Origin of the sequence: Frigoribacterium sp. Leaf172 (assembly GCF_001424285.1) — a bacterium.
GTDB lineage: Bacteria > Actinomycetota > Actinomycetes > Actinomycetales > Microbacteriaceae > Frigoribacterium.
Map to the genome: position 1 here is coordinate 43705 of NZ_LMPB01000005.1, position 15905 is coordinate 59609.

Annotated in this window: 12 protein-coding genes; 8 read left to right on the forward strand and 4 right to left on the reverse strand. The window is 72.2% G+C overall.

The genetic code is table 11. The features are described 5' to 3' along the window. Positions 1–7: 7 nt before the first annotated feature. Both ASF89_RS13925 and ASF89_RS13930 read right to left on the reverse strand, forming a co-directional pair. A complete protein-coding gene (locus tag ASF89_RS13925) occupies positions 8–1339 on the reverse strand; it encodes an ABC transporter permease (RefSeq protein WP_055815940.1) in 1332 nt (443 codons plus the stop codon). A 50-nt stretch (positions 1340–1389) separates the two neighbouring features. Then, entirely contained in the window at positions 1390–3153 is a 1764-nt protein-coding gene (locus ASF89_RS13930) for a sodium:proton antiporter (RefSeq protein ID WP_055815943.1), read from the reverse strand. A gap of 144 nt (positions 3154–3297) precedes the next feature. Here ASF89_RS13930 and ASF89_RS13935 point away from each other — a divergent pair, with 144 nt between their 5' ends. From ASF89_RS13935 to ASF89_RS13950, 4 genes are all read left to right on the forward strand, one after another. Continuing rightward, on the forward strand, positions 3298–4839 hold the full coding sequence (locus ASF89_RS13935; protein ID WP_055815946.1) for a carboxylesterase/lipase family protein: 1542 nt from the start codon (positions 3298–3300) through the stop codon (positions 4837–4839). Positions 4840–4928: 89 nt separating this feature from the next. Further along, complete coding sequence (locus tag ASF89_RS13940; RefSeq protein WP_082474978.1) at positions 4929–6209, forward strand: inorganic phosphate transporter; 1281 nt, start codon at positions 4929–4931, stop codon at positions 6207–6209. Further along, positions 6206–6415 carry a hypothetical protein gene (locus ASF89_RS13945; RefSeq protein ID WP_055815951.1) on the forward strand — a complete coding sequence of 70 codons (210 nt, stop codon included), beginning with the start codon at positions 6206–6208 and terminating at the stop codon, positions 6413–6415. Before ASF89_RS13940 ends, ASF89_RS13945 begins: the two co-directional genes overlap by 4 nt. Before the next feature lie 128 nt (positions 6416–6543). Then, positions 6544–8058 (forward strand): aspartate ammonia-lyase, encoded by a 1515-nt coding sequence (locus ASF89_RS13950; RefSeq protein ID WP_055815954.1) that lies wholly within the window; start codon positions 6544–6546, stop codon positions 8056–8058. Positions 8059–8145: 87 nt separating this feature from the next. Here ASF89_RS13950 and ASF89_RS13955 read toward each other — a convergent pair whose 3' ends face one another. Next, positions 8146–9282, reverse strand: coding sequence for a YihY/virulence factor BrkB family protein (locus tag ASF89_RS13955; RefSeq protein WP_082474979.1), 1137 nt, complete (start codon positions 9280–9282; stop codon positions 8146–8148). A gap of 73 nt (positions 9283–9355) precedes the next feature. Between ASF89_RS13955 and ASF89_RS13960 the strand changes: the two genes are divergently transcribed. Next, on the forward strand, positions 9356–10735 hold the full coding sequence (locus ASF89_RS13960; RefSeq protein ID WP_055794832.1) for a PrsW family intramembrane metalloprotease: 1380 nt from the start codon (positions 9356–9358) through the stop codon (positions 10733–10735). Between the two features lie 39 nt (positions 10736–10774). Here the strand turns inward: ASF89_RS13960 and ASF89_RS13965 are convergent, their stop codons facing one another. After that, positions 10775–12091 (reverse strand): MFS transporter, encoded by a 1317-nt coding sequence (locus ASF89_RS13965; RefSeq protein WP_235484136.1) that lies wholly within the window; start codon positions 12089–12091, stop codon positions 10775–10777. A gap of 209 nt (positions 12092–12300) precedes the next feature. Between ASF89_RS13965 and ASF89_RS13970 the strand changes: the two genes are divergently transcribed. The 3 genes from ASF89_RS13970 to ASF89_RS13980 all read left to right on the forward strand — a co-directional run bounded on the left by ASF89_RS13970 (position 12301) and on the right by ASF89_RS13980 (position 15904). Continuing rightward, complete coding sequence (locus tag ASF89_RS13970; RefSeq protein ID WP_055795575.1) at positions 12301–12675, forward strand: FKBP-type peptidyl-prolyl cis-trans isomerase; 375 nt, start codon at positions 12301–12303, stop codon at positions 12673–12675. Continuing rightward, positions 12672–13505 carry an aldo/keto reductase gene (locus ASF89_RS13975; RefSeq protein WP_156463436.1) on the forward strand — a complete coding sequence of 278 codons (834 nt, stop codon included), beginning with the start codon at positions 12672–12674 and terminating at the stop codon, positions 13503–13505. Before ASF89_RS13970 ends, ASF89_RS13975 begins: the two co-directional genes overlap by 4 nt. A 107-nt stretch (positions 13506–13612) precedes the next feature. Beyond that, complete coding sequence (locus tag ASF89_RS13980; RefSeq protein ID WP_055815960.1) at positions 13613–15904, forward strand: UvrD-helicase domain-containing protein; 2292 nt, start codon at positions 13613–13615, stop codon at positions 15902–15904. The last annotated feature ends 1 nt before the right edge of the window (position 15905 follow it).

Sequence of the window (15905 nt, forward strand, 5' to 3'; positions counted from 1 at the left end):
GGTCAGCCTACCCGCGAGGGCGGGTCGGGATCGGCCGGGTGTCGAGGGCGTCGTCCTCCAGGCCGCCCGGCGAGCCCAGCAGGGGATCGCCCGACGTGCCGTCGTCGAGCTCCCCGCGCTCGTCGACGGCGACGGTCCTGATCGTGCCGGTGTCGCTCGACGCGAGTCCGTGGCGCCGCAGGACGTCGTCGCGCTCCGCGGCCAGGAAGTCCCGGTTCGCGTTCTGCGCGTCGAGGAACATCGTCGTGCGACCCGTCACGATCCGGCGGACCCGCCGACGCTCCCACCACGCCTTGCCGGTGATCATCAGGACGACGCCCACCCCGGCGTAGACGAGCATCATCGTCAGACCCCGGCCGTAGCCCGGCCCCACGTCGTAGAGCGCCCTCTTGAGCATCTCGGTGATGCCGCTGCCCACCACGACGTTGTTGAGCCACGCGAAGGGCTGGGGCATGAACCAGGCCGGATACGCGCCTCCCGAGGCGGGCATCGACAGGAAGACGAACACGATCATCGCGGGCAGCGCGACGAAGCGGCCCACGAAGTAGCTGATGCCGTTGACCGTCAGGCCGATCGCGATGATCCAGCCCCAGCCGAGCAGCACCAGCTCGACGAAGTGCCCCTGCACCGCGCCGACCACGGGCCCGGCCAGCGTATTGGTGATCAGCGAGATCACGGCCGCTCCCACGACGATCACGGTCGTCCGGGTGCGATGCCGCAGGGGGGCTCCCATCAGCCCGATGAACATGGCGACCATGTAGCCGCCGATGCACCAGGCGAGCATCAGGTACAGCGAGACGGTGCCGTACTCGTCGTACGGAGGCAGCGGCGCCAGATCGGTGACGGCGGGCGCCGGGGCGCCGGACGCCTCGATCACGGGGGTGAGCATCGCCGGGATGAGCGCCGCGACCTGGTACTGGTGGGCGCTCGCGGTGTAGAGCAGGTCGTCGCCGGGGTCATAGGCCACGGCCGCCCGCCCGCTCGTGACGGCCGCGCGGGCCTCGGCTGCGTCGTCGTAGGCCCGCAGATCGATGACGCCCGGCAGACGCTCGTCGAGGGTCGTCTGCAGCTGGGCGGACGACCCCACGACGGCGACGGGCACGTCGTGGGGGTGCGGCGCGTGGAACGCGGCGATGTAGCAGAGGCAGAAGCCGACGATGAAGAACAGCGGCAGCCAGAGCTGGAGCCCGATCAGCTGGAGCGACGGGTGCAGCGTCGAGTACCACCGACGGAAGCGGCCGGGTTCGGGATGACCCGCCACGACCTCGCCGTCGGACGTCGGATCGCCGTCGGAGCCCCCGGTCGAGCCGCCCGTGATCGATGCCCCGGTCGCGTCCATCGCCGCCGTCCTCTCGCTTCGTCGTGCCCCGCCCACGGTACGCCCGCGGATCACGAGCGCCTGCTGGCGAGCGCCGAGGTGTCCATGGCGAGCTCCTCGGCGTCGAGCCCGAGCAGGACCCGGCGCATGACCTCCTCGTCGAGGTTGCCGGCGTCGCGCTCGCGCAGCACGACCTCGCGCCGCTTGGCCAGCAGCTCGCGACGGATGACGCCGATCGCGTGCGGGGCCTCGCGGCTGCTCGCGACCCGGGCGCCGGGCTCGCCGTCGGCGTCCCGTCCGTCCGAGCCGCGCTCGTCGGCGTCGTCGACGGCGGTGCGCTGCAGGGCCTCGTTCTGACGCAGCAGACGGGAGGTGGTCGACCGGACGGCCCGGTCGGTGAGCTCCGCGCCCCAGCGCTCCTCCCAGACGGGACGGCGCCGTTCGACGTAGGCCATGGTCTCGTCGGTGCTGGTGCCGAAGATCTCGAGCTCGGCGGCCAGGTCCCGGTCGCGCTGGGTGTCGTCGCGGACCCCGAGCGCCCGGATCACGACCGGCAGGGTCAGCCCCTGGATCAGGAGCGTGCCGACCGTCACGATGAACGCGATGAGGAACATCGTGTCGCGCGCGGGGACCGCGATGCTCGACTCGGTCACGGCGGGGATCGACACCGCCGCGGCGAGCGTGACCACCCCGCGCATGCCCGTCCACGAGATCACGGTCAGCTGACGCCAGTCCATGCGCGGCTGTGGCCGGTAGCGGACGGCCCGGAGCCCCCGGGTGGCCCGGACGCGCCGGAGCGTCGGCACCCGCCGGAGCCGTCGCAGCAGCGGCGACAGGAACACGTAGCGCGAGGCGCGGGCGGCGTAGTGGCTGCCGAACACGAAGAGCGGGCGGACGAGGATGACGACGGCGAGCACGGCCAGCGCGACCCCGAGGCTCTGTCCGAGGCCCCGCTCGCTCTCGGCCACGTCGAGCACGACAGCCTGCAGCTGCAGTCCGATCAGGGCGAAGACGAACCCCTCGAGCACGACGTCGGCGGCGGACCAGAAGGGGCGCTCCTGGAGGCGCGTGGCGTAGCCGGTGCGGGGCGAGTTGAAGCCGACGTAGAGACCGGCGGCGACGACGCCGAGCACGCCCGAGCCGCTGAGCTCCTCGGCGGTGATGTAGGCGACGAACGGCAGGAGCAGGCCGATGACGTTCTCGATGACGGGGTCGTCGATGCGCATGCGCACCCGATGCGCGACGAAGCCGAGCACGAGCCCGACGGCGACGCCGACGCCGATGGCGAGCCCGAAGATGCCGAGGTCGTCCCACAGGGTGAGGCTCGCACCGCCGACGATGGCGAGGAACACCTTGACGAGCGTGAGCGACGCCGCATCGTTGATGAGGCTCTCGCCCGACAGCACGGTCATGACCTTGCGGGGCAGGCCGAGCCTCCGGCCGATGGCGGCGGCGGAGACGGCGTCGGGAGGCGCGACCACGGCCCCGACGAGCAGCGCGGCGGGAAGCGACATGTCGGGGATCATCACGTACGCGACGCCGCCGACCGCGAAGGCGGTCACGACCACCGCGCCGACGCCGAGACGGGCGATCTGCGCGCGGCTCTCGCGGAAGTTCAGCAGCGACACGTCGAGGGCCGCCGAGTAGAGCAGCGGCGGGAGCACGACGGTGAGGATCACCTCGGAGTCGATCTCGATGTCGGGGACGCCGGGGATGAGCGACACCAGCAGGGCGACGCCGACCGTCAGAAGCGGGGCCGGCAGACCCCGCCACCGGGCGAAGGCCGTGACGATCAGCGACCCGGTGAGGATGATGAGGAGCTCGGCGAGTTCCATGCGGCGTGTGGCGTCCCGTCGTGTCGGGCAGTCGCGCCGGGTGCAGCGACTGCAAGATGTCGCCTCCATCTTCGCAGCGCGGCGCTAGGAGAACGTCGGGTGAACGCGGCGGACCGTCAGGCGTGACGCTCGTAGCATCATCGGGTGAGCGCACCCGCCGACGACCTCGTCCGAACCATCCCGCAGGGGCGGGTCCGCGGCCTGCGCGAGCGCGGTGTGGTCGCGTGGCGCGGGATCCCCTTCGCCGCGCCTCCGGTGGGTCCCCTCCGGTTCCGAGCGCCGCAGCCCGCCGCCGGCTGGTCGGGCGTCCGCGACGCGACGCGGTTCGGCCCGGCGGCCCCGCAGGATCGCGTGCAGTTCGTGGGGGTCGACGCCACGACGCCGCTCAGCGAGGACTGCCTGACGATCAACGTCGTCGCGCCCGAGGGCAGCGGGCCGGGCGACGACCTCCCCGTGCTCGTCTTCGTGCACGGCGGGGCGTACAGCGTCGGATCGTCTCGCGAGCACCCGCGTCAGGGCGAGACGCTCGTCCGCGAGGGCGGTGTGGTCTACGTGAGCTTCAACTACCGGCTGGGGGCGTTCGGCTACCTCGACTTCACGCACTGGGCCACCGACGAGCACCCGCTCGAGTCGAACCTCGGGCTCCGTGATCAGGTCGCCGCGCTCGAGTGGGTGCGCGACTGCGTGAGGTCGTTCGGCGGCGATCCGGGTCGGGTGACCCTGTCGGGCGAGAGCTCCGGCGGCAACGCCGTCACCACGCTCATGACCGTGCCCCGGGCGCGGGGGCTGTTCTCGGGGGCCATCGCCCAGAGCGCTCCGCCGAACGCGATCTACGCACCCGACGTCACCGAGCGGTGGGCGGGGGAGTTCCTCGAGATCCTGACGCACGCGCTGCACGACGACGACCTCGAATCGACCTCGGTCGACGACGCGGCGGAGCTGCTCGTCCGGGCTCCCACGTCGGCCATCGTCCGGGCCGCGAGCCGGCTGCAGCTCCGGATCCCCGACGAGGATCCGGGGACGATCTGCTTCAGCCCGGTGATCGACGGCGAGTTCCTGCCCGAGCGGCCGCTCGACGCGTTCAAGGCCGGGCGCGCGCACCCCGTGCCGCTGATCATCGGGACGAACGACCGTGAGGGCTCCGTGTTCACCGGTCGCCGGGACATCCTCGCGACGACGAAGCCGCGCATCCGGGCCATCTTCGCCGCGACGAGGAAGAAGGCCCGACGCGAGATCAAGAAGCACTACCCCGGCCTGCCCGCCCGACCGGCCGCGCTCGACTTCGGCGGCGACTTCGCGTTCTGGTACCCGAGCGTCAAGGTGGCCGAGCGTCACGCCGTCCATCAGCCGGTCCGGTTCTACCGGTTCGACGCGGCCACGCGCATCCTGCGGGTGGCCGGGATCGACGCCTTCCACGGGCTGGAGCTCTGGGGCATCTACGACCGGATGCGGACCCCCTTCGGCTGGGCGCTCAGCCTGCTGGGCGGGAGGCGCGCCTTCGTCCGGGCGTCGGCCCGCACCCGGGCCCGGTGGCTCGAGTTCGTCCGGACGGGCTCGGTCGAGGGCTGGCCGACCTACGACCCGTTCCGCCGCCGGACCCTCATCATCGATGCGAAGGACCGCGTCGAGCATGATCCGCGCGGCGAGCGCCGCCGCGCCTGGCAGGACTTCGTGCCCCACGTCTGACGCGGGGCGACCCCGGGGCGACACCGGCGGGACACCCGCCGTCCCCCTCCGAGTTGACCGCCGTTCACCTACCTGTGACACTCAGGCCGGTGGATATCACGCTCATCGTCGTCCTGGTCATCGCGGTGGCCCTCTTCTTCGACTTCACCAACGGCTTCCACGACACCGCGAACGCGATGGCGACCCCGATCGCGACCGGGGCGATGAAGCCCAAGGTCGCCGTCACCGTCGCCGCCGTGCTGAACCTCGTGGGGGCGTTCCTCAGCACCGAGGTGGCCAGGACCGTCTCCGGCGGCATCATCCGCGAGGGCGACGGCGGCGTGCTGATCACCCCCGAGATGATCTTCGCCGGGCTCATCGGCGCCGTCGTGTGGAACATGTTCACGTGGCTCCGCGGTCTGCCGTCCAGCTCGTCGCACGCGCTGTTCGGGGGGCTGATCGGCGCCGCGCTGGTCGGGGCGGGCCTCGGCTCGGTCGACTTCGGGGTCGTCCTGTCGAAGGTCGTGCTGCCCGCCCTCCTCGCACCGCTGATCGCCGGGGTCGTCGGCTACACCGCGACGCGGCTGGCCTACACGATCACCCGCCGCCGCGACGACAAGAGCGAGCGCGGGGGGTTCCGGTACGGGCAGATCTTCACGTCGTCGCTCGTCGCGCTCGCCCACGGCACGAACGACGCGCAGAAGACCATGGGCGTCATCACGCTCACGCTCATCGCGGGCGGACTCCTGACCCCCGACTCCGGTCCGCCGTTCTGGGTCGTGGTCGTGTGCGCCTTCGCGATCGCGCTCGGCACCTACACCGGCGGCTGGCGCATCATCCAGACCATGGGCGGCGGTCTGACCGAGGTCAAGCCCACCCAGGGGTTCTCGGCCGAGGCGTCGACGACGGCCACGGTGCTCGCGTCCAGCCACCTCGGCTTCGCGCTCTCGACGACCCAGGTCGCCAGCGGGTCCATCATCGGCGCCGGGCTCGGGCGCCGCGGCTCGAAGATCCAGTGGGGCACGGCCGGCAAGATCGTCGTCGCCTGGTTCATCACCCTGCCGGCCTCGGCCGCGGTCGGCGCCCTGGCAGCGCTCATCGCCTCGGTCGGCGTCGTCGGTCTCGTGATCGACGCGGTCGTCGGCGTCGCGGTCATCGGGGGCATCTTCCTGATCTCGCGCCGTCGTCCGCACGACCAGGGCGCGGCCATCGAGGTCGACCTCGCCGCGACGTCCGTCCTCTCGCGTCGTCGCGCCCGTCGTGCCGAGCGCCGAGGCCGGGTCGACACGCCGGCGGCCGGCGTCGAGGCCCCCTTCGTGCGGATGGACGATCCGCCGGCCCCCGCCCCGACCCGCGGCGGCTCCACCCCCGACGACGAGGTGCGCTCATGATCGACTGGTCCGCCTTCCTCGTCGTGGCGCTGGTGTCGCTGTGCTCCGCCGCCGCGCTCGTCTCGCTCTACTCGCTCGGCCTCCGCCTGCTGACCGTCGACGACCGCACGACGGGCCGGACGGTAGCCGGCTGGGCCTGCTTCGTCCTCTGCGCCGTCGGCGTCCTCTTCGGCATCTACCTGATCGTCCCCGCCCTCCACAGCTGAGGCGGCCTGCGGGCGTCGCCCCGCGCCTCCTCGGCGGACCGGCCCGCGCCCGCTCACGCCGGTAGGGTCGAGGGCATCGCCCGGCCGACGACGACCGGGCCCGACTGACGACCGGAGGCGCACCACCCGTGACGACCGACACAGCAGCCACCCGCACCGAGACCGATTCGCTGGGCAGCCGGGAGGTGCCGGCCGACGCCTACTGGGGCATCCACACCTCCCGGGCCCTCGAGAACTTCCCGATCTCGCAGCGGCCCATCTCGGTGTACCCCGACCTCGTGATCGGCCTCGCCCTCGTGAAGCAGGCGGCCGCTCGGGCGAACGTCGAGATCGGCGTGCTCGATCCGGTCAAGGCCGACGCGATCGAGCGCGCCTGCGTCGAGATCCGCGGCGGGGCCCTGCACGACCAGTTCGCCGTGGGGGTCATCCAGGGCGGCGCCGGCACGTCGACGAACATGAACAGCAACGAGGTCATCGCCAACCGGGCCCTCGAGCTGCTCGGCCACGACAAGGGCGACTACGCCCGGCTGCACCCGATCGACGACGTCAACCGCAGCCAGAGCACCAACGACACCTACCCGACGTCGGTCAAGATCGCCATGGTGCTCACGCTCCGTCGGCTGCTCGACGAGCTCGACCTCCTGGCGACGGCGTTCGCGACGAAGGGCGCCGAGTTCCACGACGTGCTGAAGGTCGGTCGCACGCAGCTGCAGGACGCCGTGCCGATGACCCTCGGCCAGGAGTTCGTCGGCTTCGCCCACACCCTCGGCGAAGACGTGCAGCGACTCCGCGACGTCATCCCCCTGCTCGGCGAGATCAACCTCGGCGCGACCGCCATCGGCACCGGCATCACCGCCGACCCGCAGTACGCCGAGGCCGTCCGTCGTCACCTGGGCGAGCTGTCGGGCATGGAGCTCGTCACGGCGCCCGACCTGATCGAGGCGACCAGCGACACGGGCGTCTTCATGACGCTCAGCGGGGCGCTCAAGCGGAGCGCCATCAAGCTCTCGAAGATCTGCAACGACCTGCGGCTGCTGTCGTCGGGTCCGCAGGCGGGGCTCGGCGAGATCACGCTCCCGCCGCGGCAGGCCGGCTCGTCGATCATGCCCGGCAAGGTCAACCCCGTGATCCCCGAGGTCGTCAACCAGGTCGCGTTCTCGGTGGCCGGCGCCGACCTCACCGTCACGATGGCGGCCGAGGCCGGGCAGCTGCAGCTCAACGCGTTCGAGCCCGTCATCACGCACTCGGTCATGCAGAGCCTGCAGTGGATGACCTACGCCTGCCGCACCCTCCGGGTCAACTGCGTCGACGGGATCGAGGCGAACCGGGCGCGACTCAGTCAGCAGGTCGACACCAACGTCGGCAGCGTCACCGCCCTGACGCCCTACATCGGCTACGCGGCCGCGGCCGCGATCGCCCACACGGCGCTGACGACCAACGGCTCGATCTCGGCGCTCGTCGTCGCGGCAGGGCTCATGAGCGAGGCGCAGGTGCAGAAGGTCCTCTCGCCCGCCCGTCTCTCCGGGCTCGAGGCGGTCACGAGCTCGATCCCCGTCATCGACGTCGACGACCCCGCCGCCGCCGTCGCCCGGGCGGCCAACTCGGCCGGGGCGCGGAACCCCGCCGACGAGACCGCCGGCTGACACGCGAGCCCGACCGTCGAGGAGGCGCGGCGCCGCTGCGACCGGCACCGCGCCTCCTTCGCCGTCAGCCCTCGGCGCCGGCGGCCGTCAGGGGGCCGAGGGCGCGTGGCTGGTGGGGTCGACCTGCTCGGAGCGCTCGGCCGCGCGCTCGCGTTCGTCGCCCGTCCGGTCGCTGATGGTGCGGACGTGCAGCCGCCGCAGCTCGTCCGGGTCGAGCACTCCGCCGTTCTCGCGCAGCGACCGCTCGCGGATCGCACGGCCGACCCGGACGTCCCAGGCGGTGTTCCGGGCGAGGATGTGATTGCGGGCCGTGTCGCGCATCGGCAGCGGGATGACCTCCTCGGCCTGGACCCCTCGCCGGAGCTGACGCATGCGGAGGATCTCGCTGTCGAGCTCGCCGCCGATCACGAGCACGAAGTTGCTGATGTAGGCGTACAGCAGCACGACCACGACCCCGCCGACCCAGCCGTAGAACCGGTCGTAGTTCGACACCGTGAGCACGTACGTCGCGAACCCGGCGGTGGCGAGGGCCCAGCCGCCGAGGGCGACCATGGCGCCGTACGACACCCACCGCAGGCGCGGCGGGCGCACGTTCGGGGTGAAGAAGTACAGCACCGCGACCGACAGCACGGCGAGTGCGACGAGCACCGGCCACTTCAGCACGTTGTAGAGATCGGTCCACGGCCGGCCGATGCCGACCCGGCCCGCGATGGCCTCGACGAGGGTCGGGGTGACGAGCAGGATGACGGCGATGAGAGCCAGCGACACCATCAGCACGACGGTCACGATCATCATGTGCCCGCGGAACTTCCAGATGCGCCGCCCCTCCTCGACCTCGTAGGCGGTGTTCATCGCGCGGCCGAACGCCGTCGCGTACGCCGACAGCGACCACAGCGTCAGCCACAGGCCGATGCCGAACGCGACGCCGGGGTTCGAGAGGCTGAGCATCTGCTCGAGCGGCCCCCGCAGCGACTCGACCGCGTTCGCCGTCAGGACGTACCGGGCGACCCCCAGGATGTCGGTCACCGCGTCGCCGCCGTCGCCGACGAACAGGGCGACGCCCGAGACCAGGGCGAGCGCGGTGGGCACGAGCGCCAGCAGCGAGAAGAAGGTCAGCGACGCGGCGGCGTCGATGGTGCGATGCCGCAGGAAGTCGTGCCAGACGCGCATCACCACGTAGCGGACCATCGTCGGGTCCTCGGGCAGGGACCGGGTCGAGGGCATCTGCCGAGGGTACCGCCGAGGAGGCGCGGCTCCCGCCCGGTCGGCCGCCGACGGCTGGCTCTAGGGTCGTGACATGACCTGGAACGAGCCCCGCGGCCACGATCCCCGCCGATCGTCGACCGTCACCCCGAACCCGCAGCCGGTGTGGTACCCGGTGCAGCCGGTGTTCAGCCGACCCGCGCCTCCTCGGCCCCGCGTCGCCAGCACCGTCGCGCTCGCGGTCGGCTTCACCGTCATCGGGGTGTTCGCGCTCGCCGTGGTCGTGTACTTCCTGATCTTCCTGCGGCCCTCGCTCATCGCCGCCGGGGCCCTCCTCGCCTTCGTGCCGCTCGTGATCGTGCTCGTCGGCATCTGGCTCGTCGACCGCTGGGAGCCCGAGCCGAGGGTCGCGCTGCTGTTCGCGTTCCTGTGGGGCGCCGCGGTCGCGGTCGGGACGGCGCTCGTCGTCGACGTGGTGGTCGGCAACATCCGCGCCGTCGTCGGTCTCGCCGACGGCGACTCGGCCGATCTCTTCGGCGCCGTGGTGCAGGCCCCGCTCGTCGAGGAGGGCGCCAAGGGCTTCGGGGTGCTGCTCGTCCTCTGGATCTTCCGACGGCACTTCGACGGACCGGTCGACGGAATCGTCTACGCCGCGACCGTGGCGGCGGGGTTCGCCTTCGTCGAGAACATCCAGTACTTCGCCGTGCAGGTCGCCGACGACCTCGCCACGGGCAGCCAGGGGCTCGTCTTCACGTTCCTGGTGCGGGCGCTGATGTCGCCCTTCGCGCATGTCATGTACACCGCCTGCACGGGTGTCGCGCTCGGTTACGCCGCGCGGCGCACGGGGCCGTTCGGGGCCATCGGCTTCTTCTTCGTCGGGCTCGTTCCCGCCATCGCCCTGCACGCGCTCTGGAACGGCGCGCTCATCGTGGTCGGCGGGGCGTTCTTCGCCTACTACCTGCTCGTGCAGGTGCCGATCTTCGCCGCGATGGTCGGTCTCGTGGTGTTCCTGCGACGCAGCGAGAGGCGGACGACCCATGCGCGACTCGCCGAGTACGCGGCGGTCGGCTGGTTCAGCGCCGACGAGGTCGCCATGCTGTCGACGTCGGCGGGTCGCCGCCGAGCCCGTCGGTGGGCCGCCGCGAACGGGCTCGGCCCGGCCATGAGGCGGTTCGTGTCGGACGCCACGCGACTCGCGGCGACGCGGCAGCGGATGCTCAAGGGGCGGCGCGAGATGGACGCCGTCGCCGGTCGCGACGAGGCCCTCCTGCTGCAGGCGCTCGGCGCGAGTCGCGCCGCATTGCAGGCTCCGCCCACCGCGTTCGTCGGGCATGCGCCGAGGCCCGACGGCGCCCCCCGGGTCGACGGCTCGGGCCGGCCGACGGGCGGCGGGTACGACGGGGACGCCCCGGAGGCGGTCGGACGCCCGGTCATGTACGACCAGTGGGGGCGGGCGCTGCCTCCCCAGTGGTGAGGCCGGACGCCGGACGCCGGACGCCGGCCGCCGGGCGGCTCAGGGAGTCGGCGCCTCCGCGTCGTAGCGGCGGAACGACGGGGTGAGCCGGGCGACCACGCCGACCAGCACGACGACGAGCGCCCCGCCGAGCAGCGGCGGCCAGAAGACCCCGACGGCCGCGACGAGGCCGACGAACAGATCGCCGAGGCGCGGTCCGCCGGTCACGACGACGATGAAGATCCCCTGGAGGCGCCCCCTCATCGAGTCCGGAGCCGCGGCCTGCAGGATGGTCGACCGGAAGATCGAGCTGACGTTGTCGGCCGCACCCGCGCCGGCGAGGGCGACGGCCGCGGCGACGAGTGCGATGGGCTGGGCCGCGGCGAGCCCGTCGTCGAGACCGCCTCCCGGTCGCAGGGGGGTGAGCGCCAGCACGAGCCCGAACGCCGCGACGAACGCGCCGTAGACCGCGACGGACCGGTTGACGGCGCGGCCCTGCAGTCGCACCTGCCCGAGTCGGCCGGAGAACACGCTGCTGAGCAGCGATCCGACGGCGAAGGAGGCGGTGAGGGCTCCGACCGTCACCGCGCCTCCTCCGATCACCAGCGTCCCGACCACGGGGTAGAGCACCCGCGGCTGCCCGAAGGTCATGGCGATCAGGTCGACGACGAACGTCGTGCGGATGTTGGGGGAGCGCCGGAGGAACCGCATCCCCTCGGCGAGCGACGACAGTCCGGGCCGGCTGGTCGCACCCTCGGGTCGGATCGGCGGCAGCGTGAGGATCCCGACGAAGGCGAAGGAGAAGAGCACGACGTCGACGCTGTAGGTGAGGGGGAACCCGACGCCCGCGACGAGGATGCCGGCGAGGGCCGGGCCGACGGTCAGCATGAGCCCCGTGCCGATGCCGCCGAGGGCAGCTGCGGCGGGCAGGAGGCGCGGGGGCAGCAGGCGGGGCACGATGGCCGCCCGGGAGGTCGAGATCATCGTCCCCGCGACGGCGTTCACGCAGGCGAGCACGTACAGCAGCGCGACCTCCCGGATCCCCAGCCAGGCGTGCAGCGCGATGGCGGCGGTCGAGAGCCAGGCGAAGACGGCGGCGACCAGGGCGACCTTCCGGCGGTCGAAGGCGTCCGCCAGCATGCCGCCGTAGAGCCCGGCGATGATCATCGGGACGAGCGAGAAGGCGCCGACGAGGGCGACGGCGAAGGTCGACCGGGTGATGTCGTAGACCTCGAGTCCCACGGCCACGACGGTGAGCTGCGTGCCGATCCCGCTGACCGTGTTGCCGACGAACAGACGGGCGAAGGCCGGGCTGGCGCGGAGCGGCGAGAGATCGACGACGAGCGGTCGCCGAGCGGAGCCGGGAGGAGTGGACAAGCCTCCATCATCGCCGATTTTGCACGACCCGGCACCGGAGGTATCGTCCATTCGTTCGCATCGATGAGTGGATCTCGGTGCGGATGGACGGTGGGTCGACCACTCGGGCCTCGCAGGGAGGACGCGAGCGGTCGACCCGCCTTCTTCGGCGGGGGCCGCGGCGTGCTCGACCGGTCGACCCGCACGCGACGGGTGGTTGGATGGTCGACATGACTCACGATTCCAGCACCAAGCCCGAGATCGACGCTCCCGAGGGCCCCGCGCCCAGCGAGCTGCAGATCACCGACATCACCGTCGGAGACGGCGACGAGGCGCAGGCCGGCTCGACCGTCAACGTCCACTACCTCGGCGTCGAGTACGACTCCGGCGAGGAGTTCGACTCGTCGTGGAACCGCGGCGAGCCCATCAACTTCCCCCTGGCCGCCCTCGTGCGCGGCTGGCAGGAGGGGATCCCCGGCATGAAGGTCGGCGGTCGCCGCAAGCTCGTCCTGCCTCCGCACCTCGCCTACGGCCCCGCCGGCGGAGGGCACTCGCTCTCGGGCAAGACCCTCATCTTCGTCATCGACCTGCTCGGCGTCAGCTGATGCCGGTTCCGTCGATCGGACTGAACGACGGTCACCTGCTCCCGGCTCTCGGACTCGGCACCTACGGGATGAACGGCTCCGAGGGAGCCGGGCAGATCGCGACCGCCATCGAGTCGGGCTACCGCCTCATCGACACGGCGCTGAACTACGGCAACGAGGGCGCCGTGGGCGAGGCGATCCGCCGGGTCGACGTCCCCCGCGACGAGCTCGTCGTCACGACCAAGCTGCCCGGGCGTCATCACGGGTACGACGAGACCCTCGCCAGCTTCCGCGAGAGTCTCGGGAACCTGGGGCTCGAGCGGGTCGACCTCTACCTCATCCACTGGCCCCTGCCGCGCGTCGACAAGTACGTCGACGCCTTCCGGGCGTTCGTCGCGCTGCAGGAGGAGGGCCTCGTGTCGTCCATCGGGGTCTCGAACTTCACCGAGGCGCACCTCCAGCGTCTGGCGGACGAGACCGGGGTCGTGCCGGCGGTGAACCAGGTCGAGCTGCACCCGTACTTCCCGCAGGCGGAGCTCCGGGCCGTCCACGAGCGCATGGGCATCGTGACCGAGAGCTGGAGCCCGCTGGCGAAGCAGAGCGAGCTGCTCACCGAGGGCGCCGTCACCGACATCGCGGCGGCTCACGGCAGGACGCCGACGCAGATCGTCCTCCGGTGGCACGTCGAGCTGGGCGCCGTGCCGGTGCCGAAGTCGGCGGACGCCGGGCGGCAGCGCGAGAACCTCGACGTCTTCGACTTCGAGCTGACGACGGCCGAGGTCGAGGCCATCAGCGGTCTCGAACGCGGACGACTGTGGGACGGCGACCCCGAGACCCACGAGGAGTTCTGAGCGACCCTCGCCGGATCCCCCGGACGCCCCTCGCCTCACGGCGGGGGGCGTTCGGTCGGTCGGCGACGGGTAGACTGACACGCCGACTTTCCCGAAGGGTTGAGTGACTGTTGTCTTCTGAGCTGGACCGCGAACGCGCCTACGTGGGCACGCTCTACTCGCGACTCGACGAGTTGAAAGCCGACGCTCGACGGCGTCTCGAGACCGTGCGACGCGAGACCGTCGGCGGCAACCATCAGAGCCGGAGCGAGCGGGACGCCTACGCGCGGCTGTACGAGGACACCATCGCGCAGCTCGGCGCCGTCGACGAGCGACTCGCCTTCGGCCGTCTCGAGCTCGAGCACCCCGACGAGCTCGGGCAGAGCGGCGACCCCGACGCCCCCGCGGGCGACGGGGGCGGGGGCCGGTACCGGTACATCGGCCGCATCGGGCTCCGCGACCGGGTGCACCACCCGATCCTGCTCGACTGGCGGGTCCGGGGGGCTGCGGCGTTCTATCAGGCGACGGCCGCGACCCCGCAGGGCGTGCGTGCGCGCCGTCACCTGACGCTCGACGGGCGCACCGTGACGCGACTCGAGGACGAGGTCTTCGATCCCGACCTCCTCGACCGCGACGACGTCCAGCTGCAGGGCGAGGGCGCGCTGATGGCGGCGCTCACCGCGCAGCGGACCGGCCGCATGACCGACATCGTCGCGACCATCCAGGCCGAGCAGGACCGCATCATCCGCGCCGGTCTCGACGGGGTCCTCGTCGTCCAGGGCGGACCCGGCACGGGCAAGACCGCGGTCGCCCTGCACCGGGCCGCGTACCTCCTCTACTCGCACCGTGAGCGCCTCCGGGGGTCCGGCGTGCTCGTCGTCGGGCCGTCGCGGTCGTTCCTGCGGTACATCGAGCAGGTCCTGCCGTCGCTCGGCGAGAGCGGAGTCGTCCTCTCGAGTCTGGGCGGCCTCTACCCGGGGCTCGAGACGCAGCTCGACGACGCACCCGCGACGGCGGCCGTCAAGGGCCGGGCCGAGATGGCCGATCTCATCCGCCGCGCCGTGCGCTCGCGTCAGATCCGCCCGACCGAGGCCACGACCATCGACATCAACGGCGAGCGGCTCGTCGTGCACCCCGACCTGATCGGCGACGCGATGCGCCGGGCGCAGGAGCGCAGCAAGCCGCACAACGAGGGCCGTGTGACCTTCAACAAGGCCGCGCTGTCGGCGCTCACGCGACTGCTCGTCGCGCAGATGCGCGAGCACGGCACCACCGTCGACGAGTCCGACGAGGCGGTCCTCCGCGAGGACATCCGGCAGTCGTACGACGTCCGGGTGCTGCTCAACACGGCGTGGATGCCCCTCTCGGCCGAGAAGCTCGTCGAAGACCTCTTCGCGCGCCCGAACTGGCTCGCCTCGCTGACCCCGCGGTGGAGCCCGGCCGAGCGCGCGCTGCTGCAGCGACCCCGCGGGTCGGAGTTCACCATCTCGGACGTCCCGCTCCTCGACGAGGCGGCCGAGCTGCTCGGCGAGTTCCAGGCCGGGGTCGACCCCGACAAGCTGGCGCGCAAGCAGCAGCGCAAGCGCGACATCGAGAACGCGGAGCGCGCGATCGAGAACATGGGGGTCGAGGGCATGGTGTCCGCCGAGCAGATCGCAGGCGGCTTCGCCGAGCGGGCCGCCTCGATGACCACGGCGGAGCGAGCGGCGGGCGATCGCACCTGGGCCTTCGGGCACGTGGTCGTCGACGAGGCGCAGGAGCTCTCGCCGATGCAGTGGCGTCTGCTGTCGCGGCGCTGCCCCCTGCGGTCGTTCACGGTCGTCGGCGACATCGCCCAGGCGTCCAGCCCCGGTTCGGCCACCTCATGGGACCGCGCCCTGCAGAGCCTCCTCGGGCGGCGCCGCCGGGGGACGGAGGCGCCGACGAGCGCACCCTGGACCCTCGAGGAGCTGACGGTCAACTACCGCACTCCCACGCAGATCGTCGAGTACGCCGAGCGCATCGCCGTGGCCTCCGGGCTCCACGTGACTCCCAGTCGTTCGGTGCGGTCGAGCGAATGGCCCGTGCGCGAGGTGACGGGCGCCTCCTCGCGGGGCGACTTCGTCCGCGCGACGGTCGAGGCCGTCCGGGCGGACCGCGCGATCGACTCCGACGGGACCCTCGCCGTGATCGCGCCCGCGCAGGCGGTCGGCGCGCTCGTCGACGCGCTGGCGGAGGCCTTCCCCGGTCTGGTGGCCGCCGGCACGTCGTCCCTGACCAGGCCCGTCTCCGTGCTGAGCCCCGCGACGTCGAAGGGTCTCGAGTTCGACTCGGTCGTCGTGGTCGACCCCGAGCGCATCCGCACCGGGTCGGAGCGCGGCAACGCGAGTCTCTACGTCGCGATGACGCGCCCCACCCAGCGGCTCACGCTGGTCGGCTGAC

Coding starts and splice junctions, on each gene's coding strand:
- ASF89_RS13960 (WP_055794832.1), top strand. CDS start 9,356: ATGACCTGGAACGAGCCCCGCGGCCACGATCCCCGCCGATCGTCGACC.
- ASF89_RS13945 (WP_055815951.1), top strand. CDS start 6,206: ATGATCGACTGGTCCGCCTTCCTCGTCGTGGCGCTGGTGTCGCTGTGC.
- ASF89_RS13930 (WP_055815943.1), bottom strand. CDS start 3,153: ATGGAACTCGCCGAGCTCCTCATCATCCTCACCGGGTCGCTGATCGTC.
- ASF89_RS13955 (WP_082474979.1), bottom strand. CDS start 9,282: ATGCCCTCGACCCGGTCCCTGCCCGAGGACCCGACGATGGTCCGCTAC.
- ASF89_RS13970 (WP_055795575.1), top strand. CDS start 12,301: ATGACTCACGATTCCAGCACCAAGCCCGAGATCGACGCTCCCGAGGGC.
- ASF89_RS13925 (WP_055815940.1), bottom strand. CDS start 1,339: ATGGACGCGACCGGGGCATCGATCACGGGCGGCTCGACCGGGGGCTCC.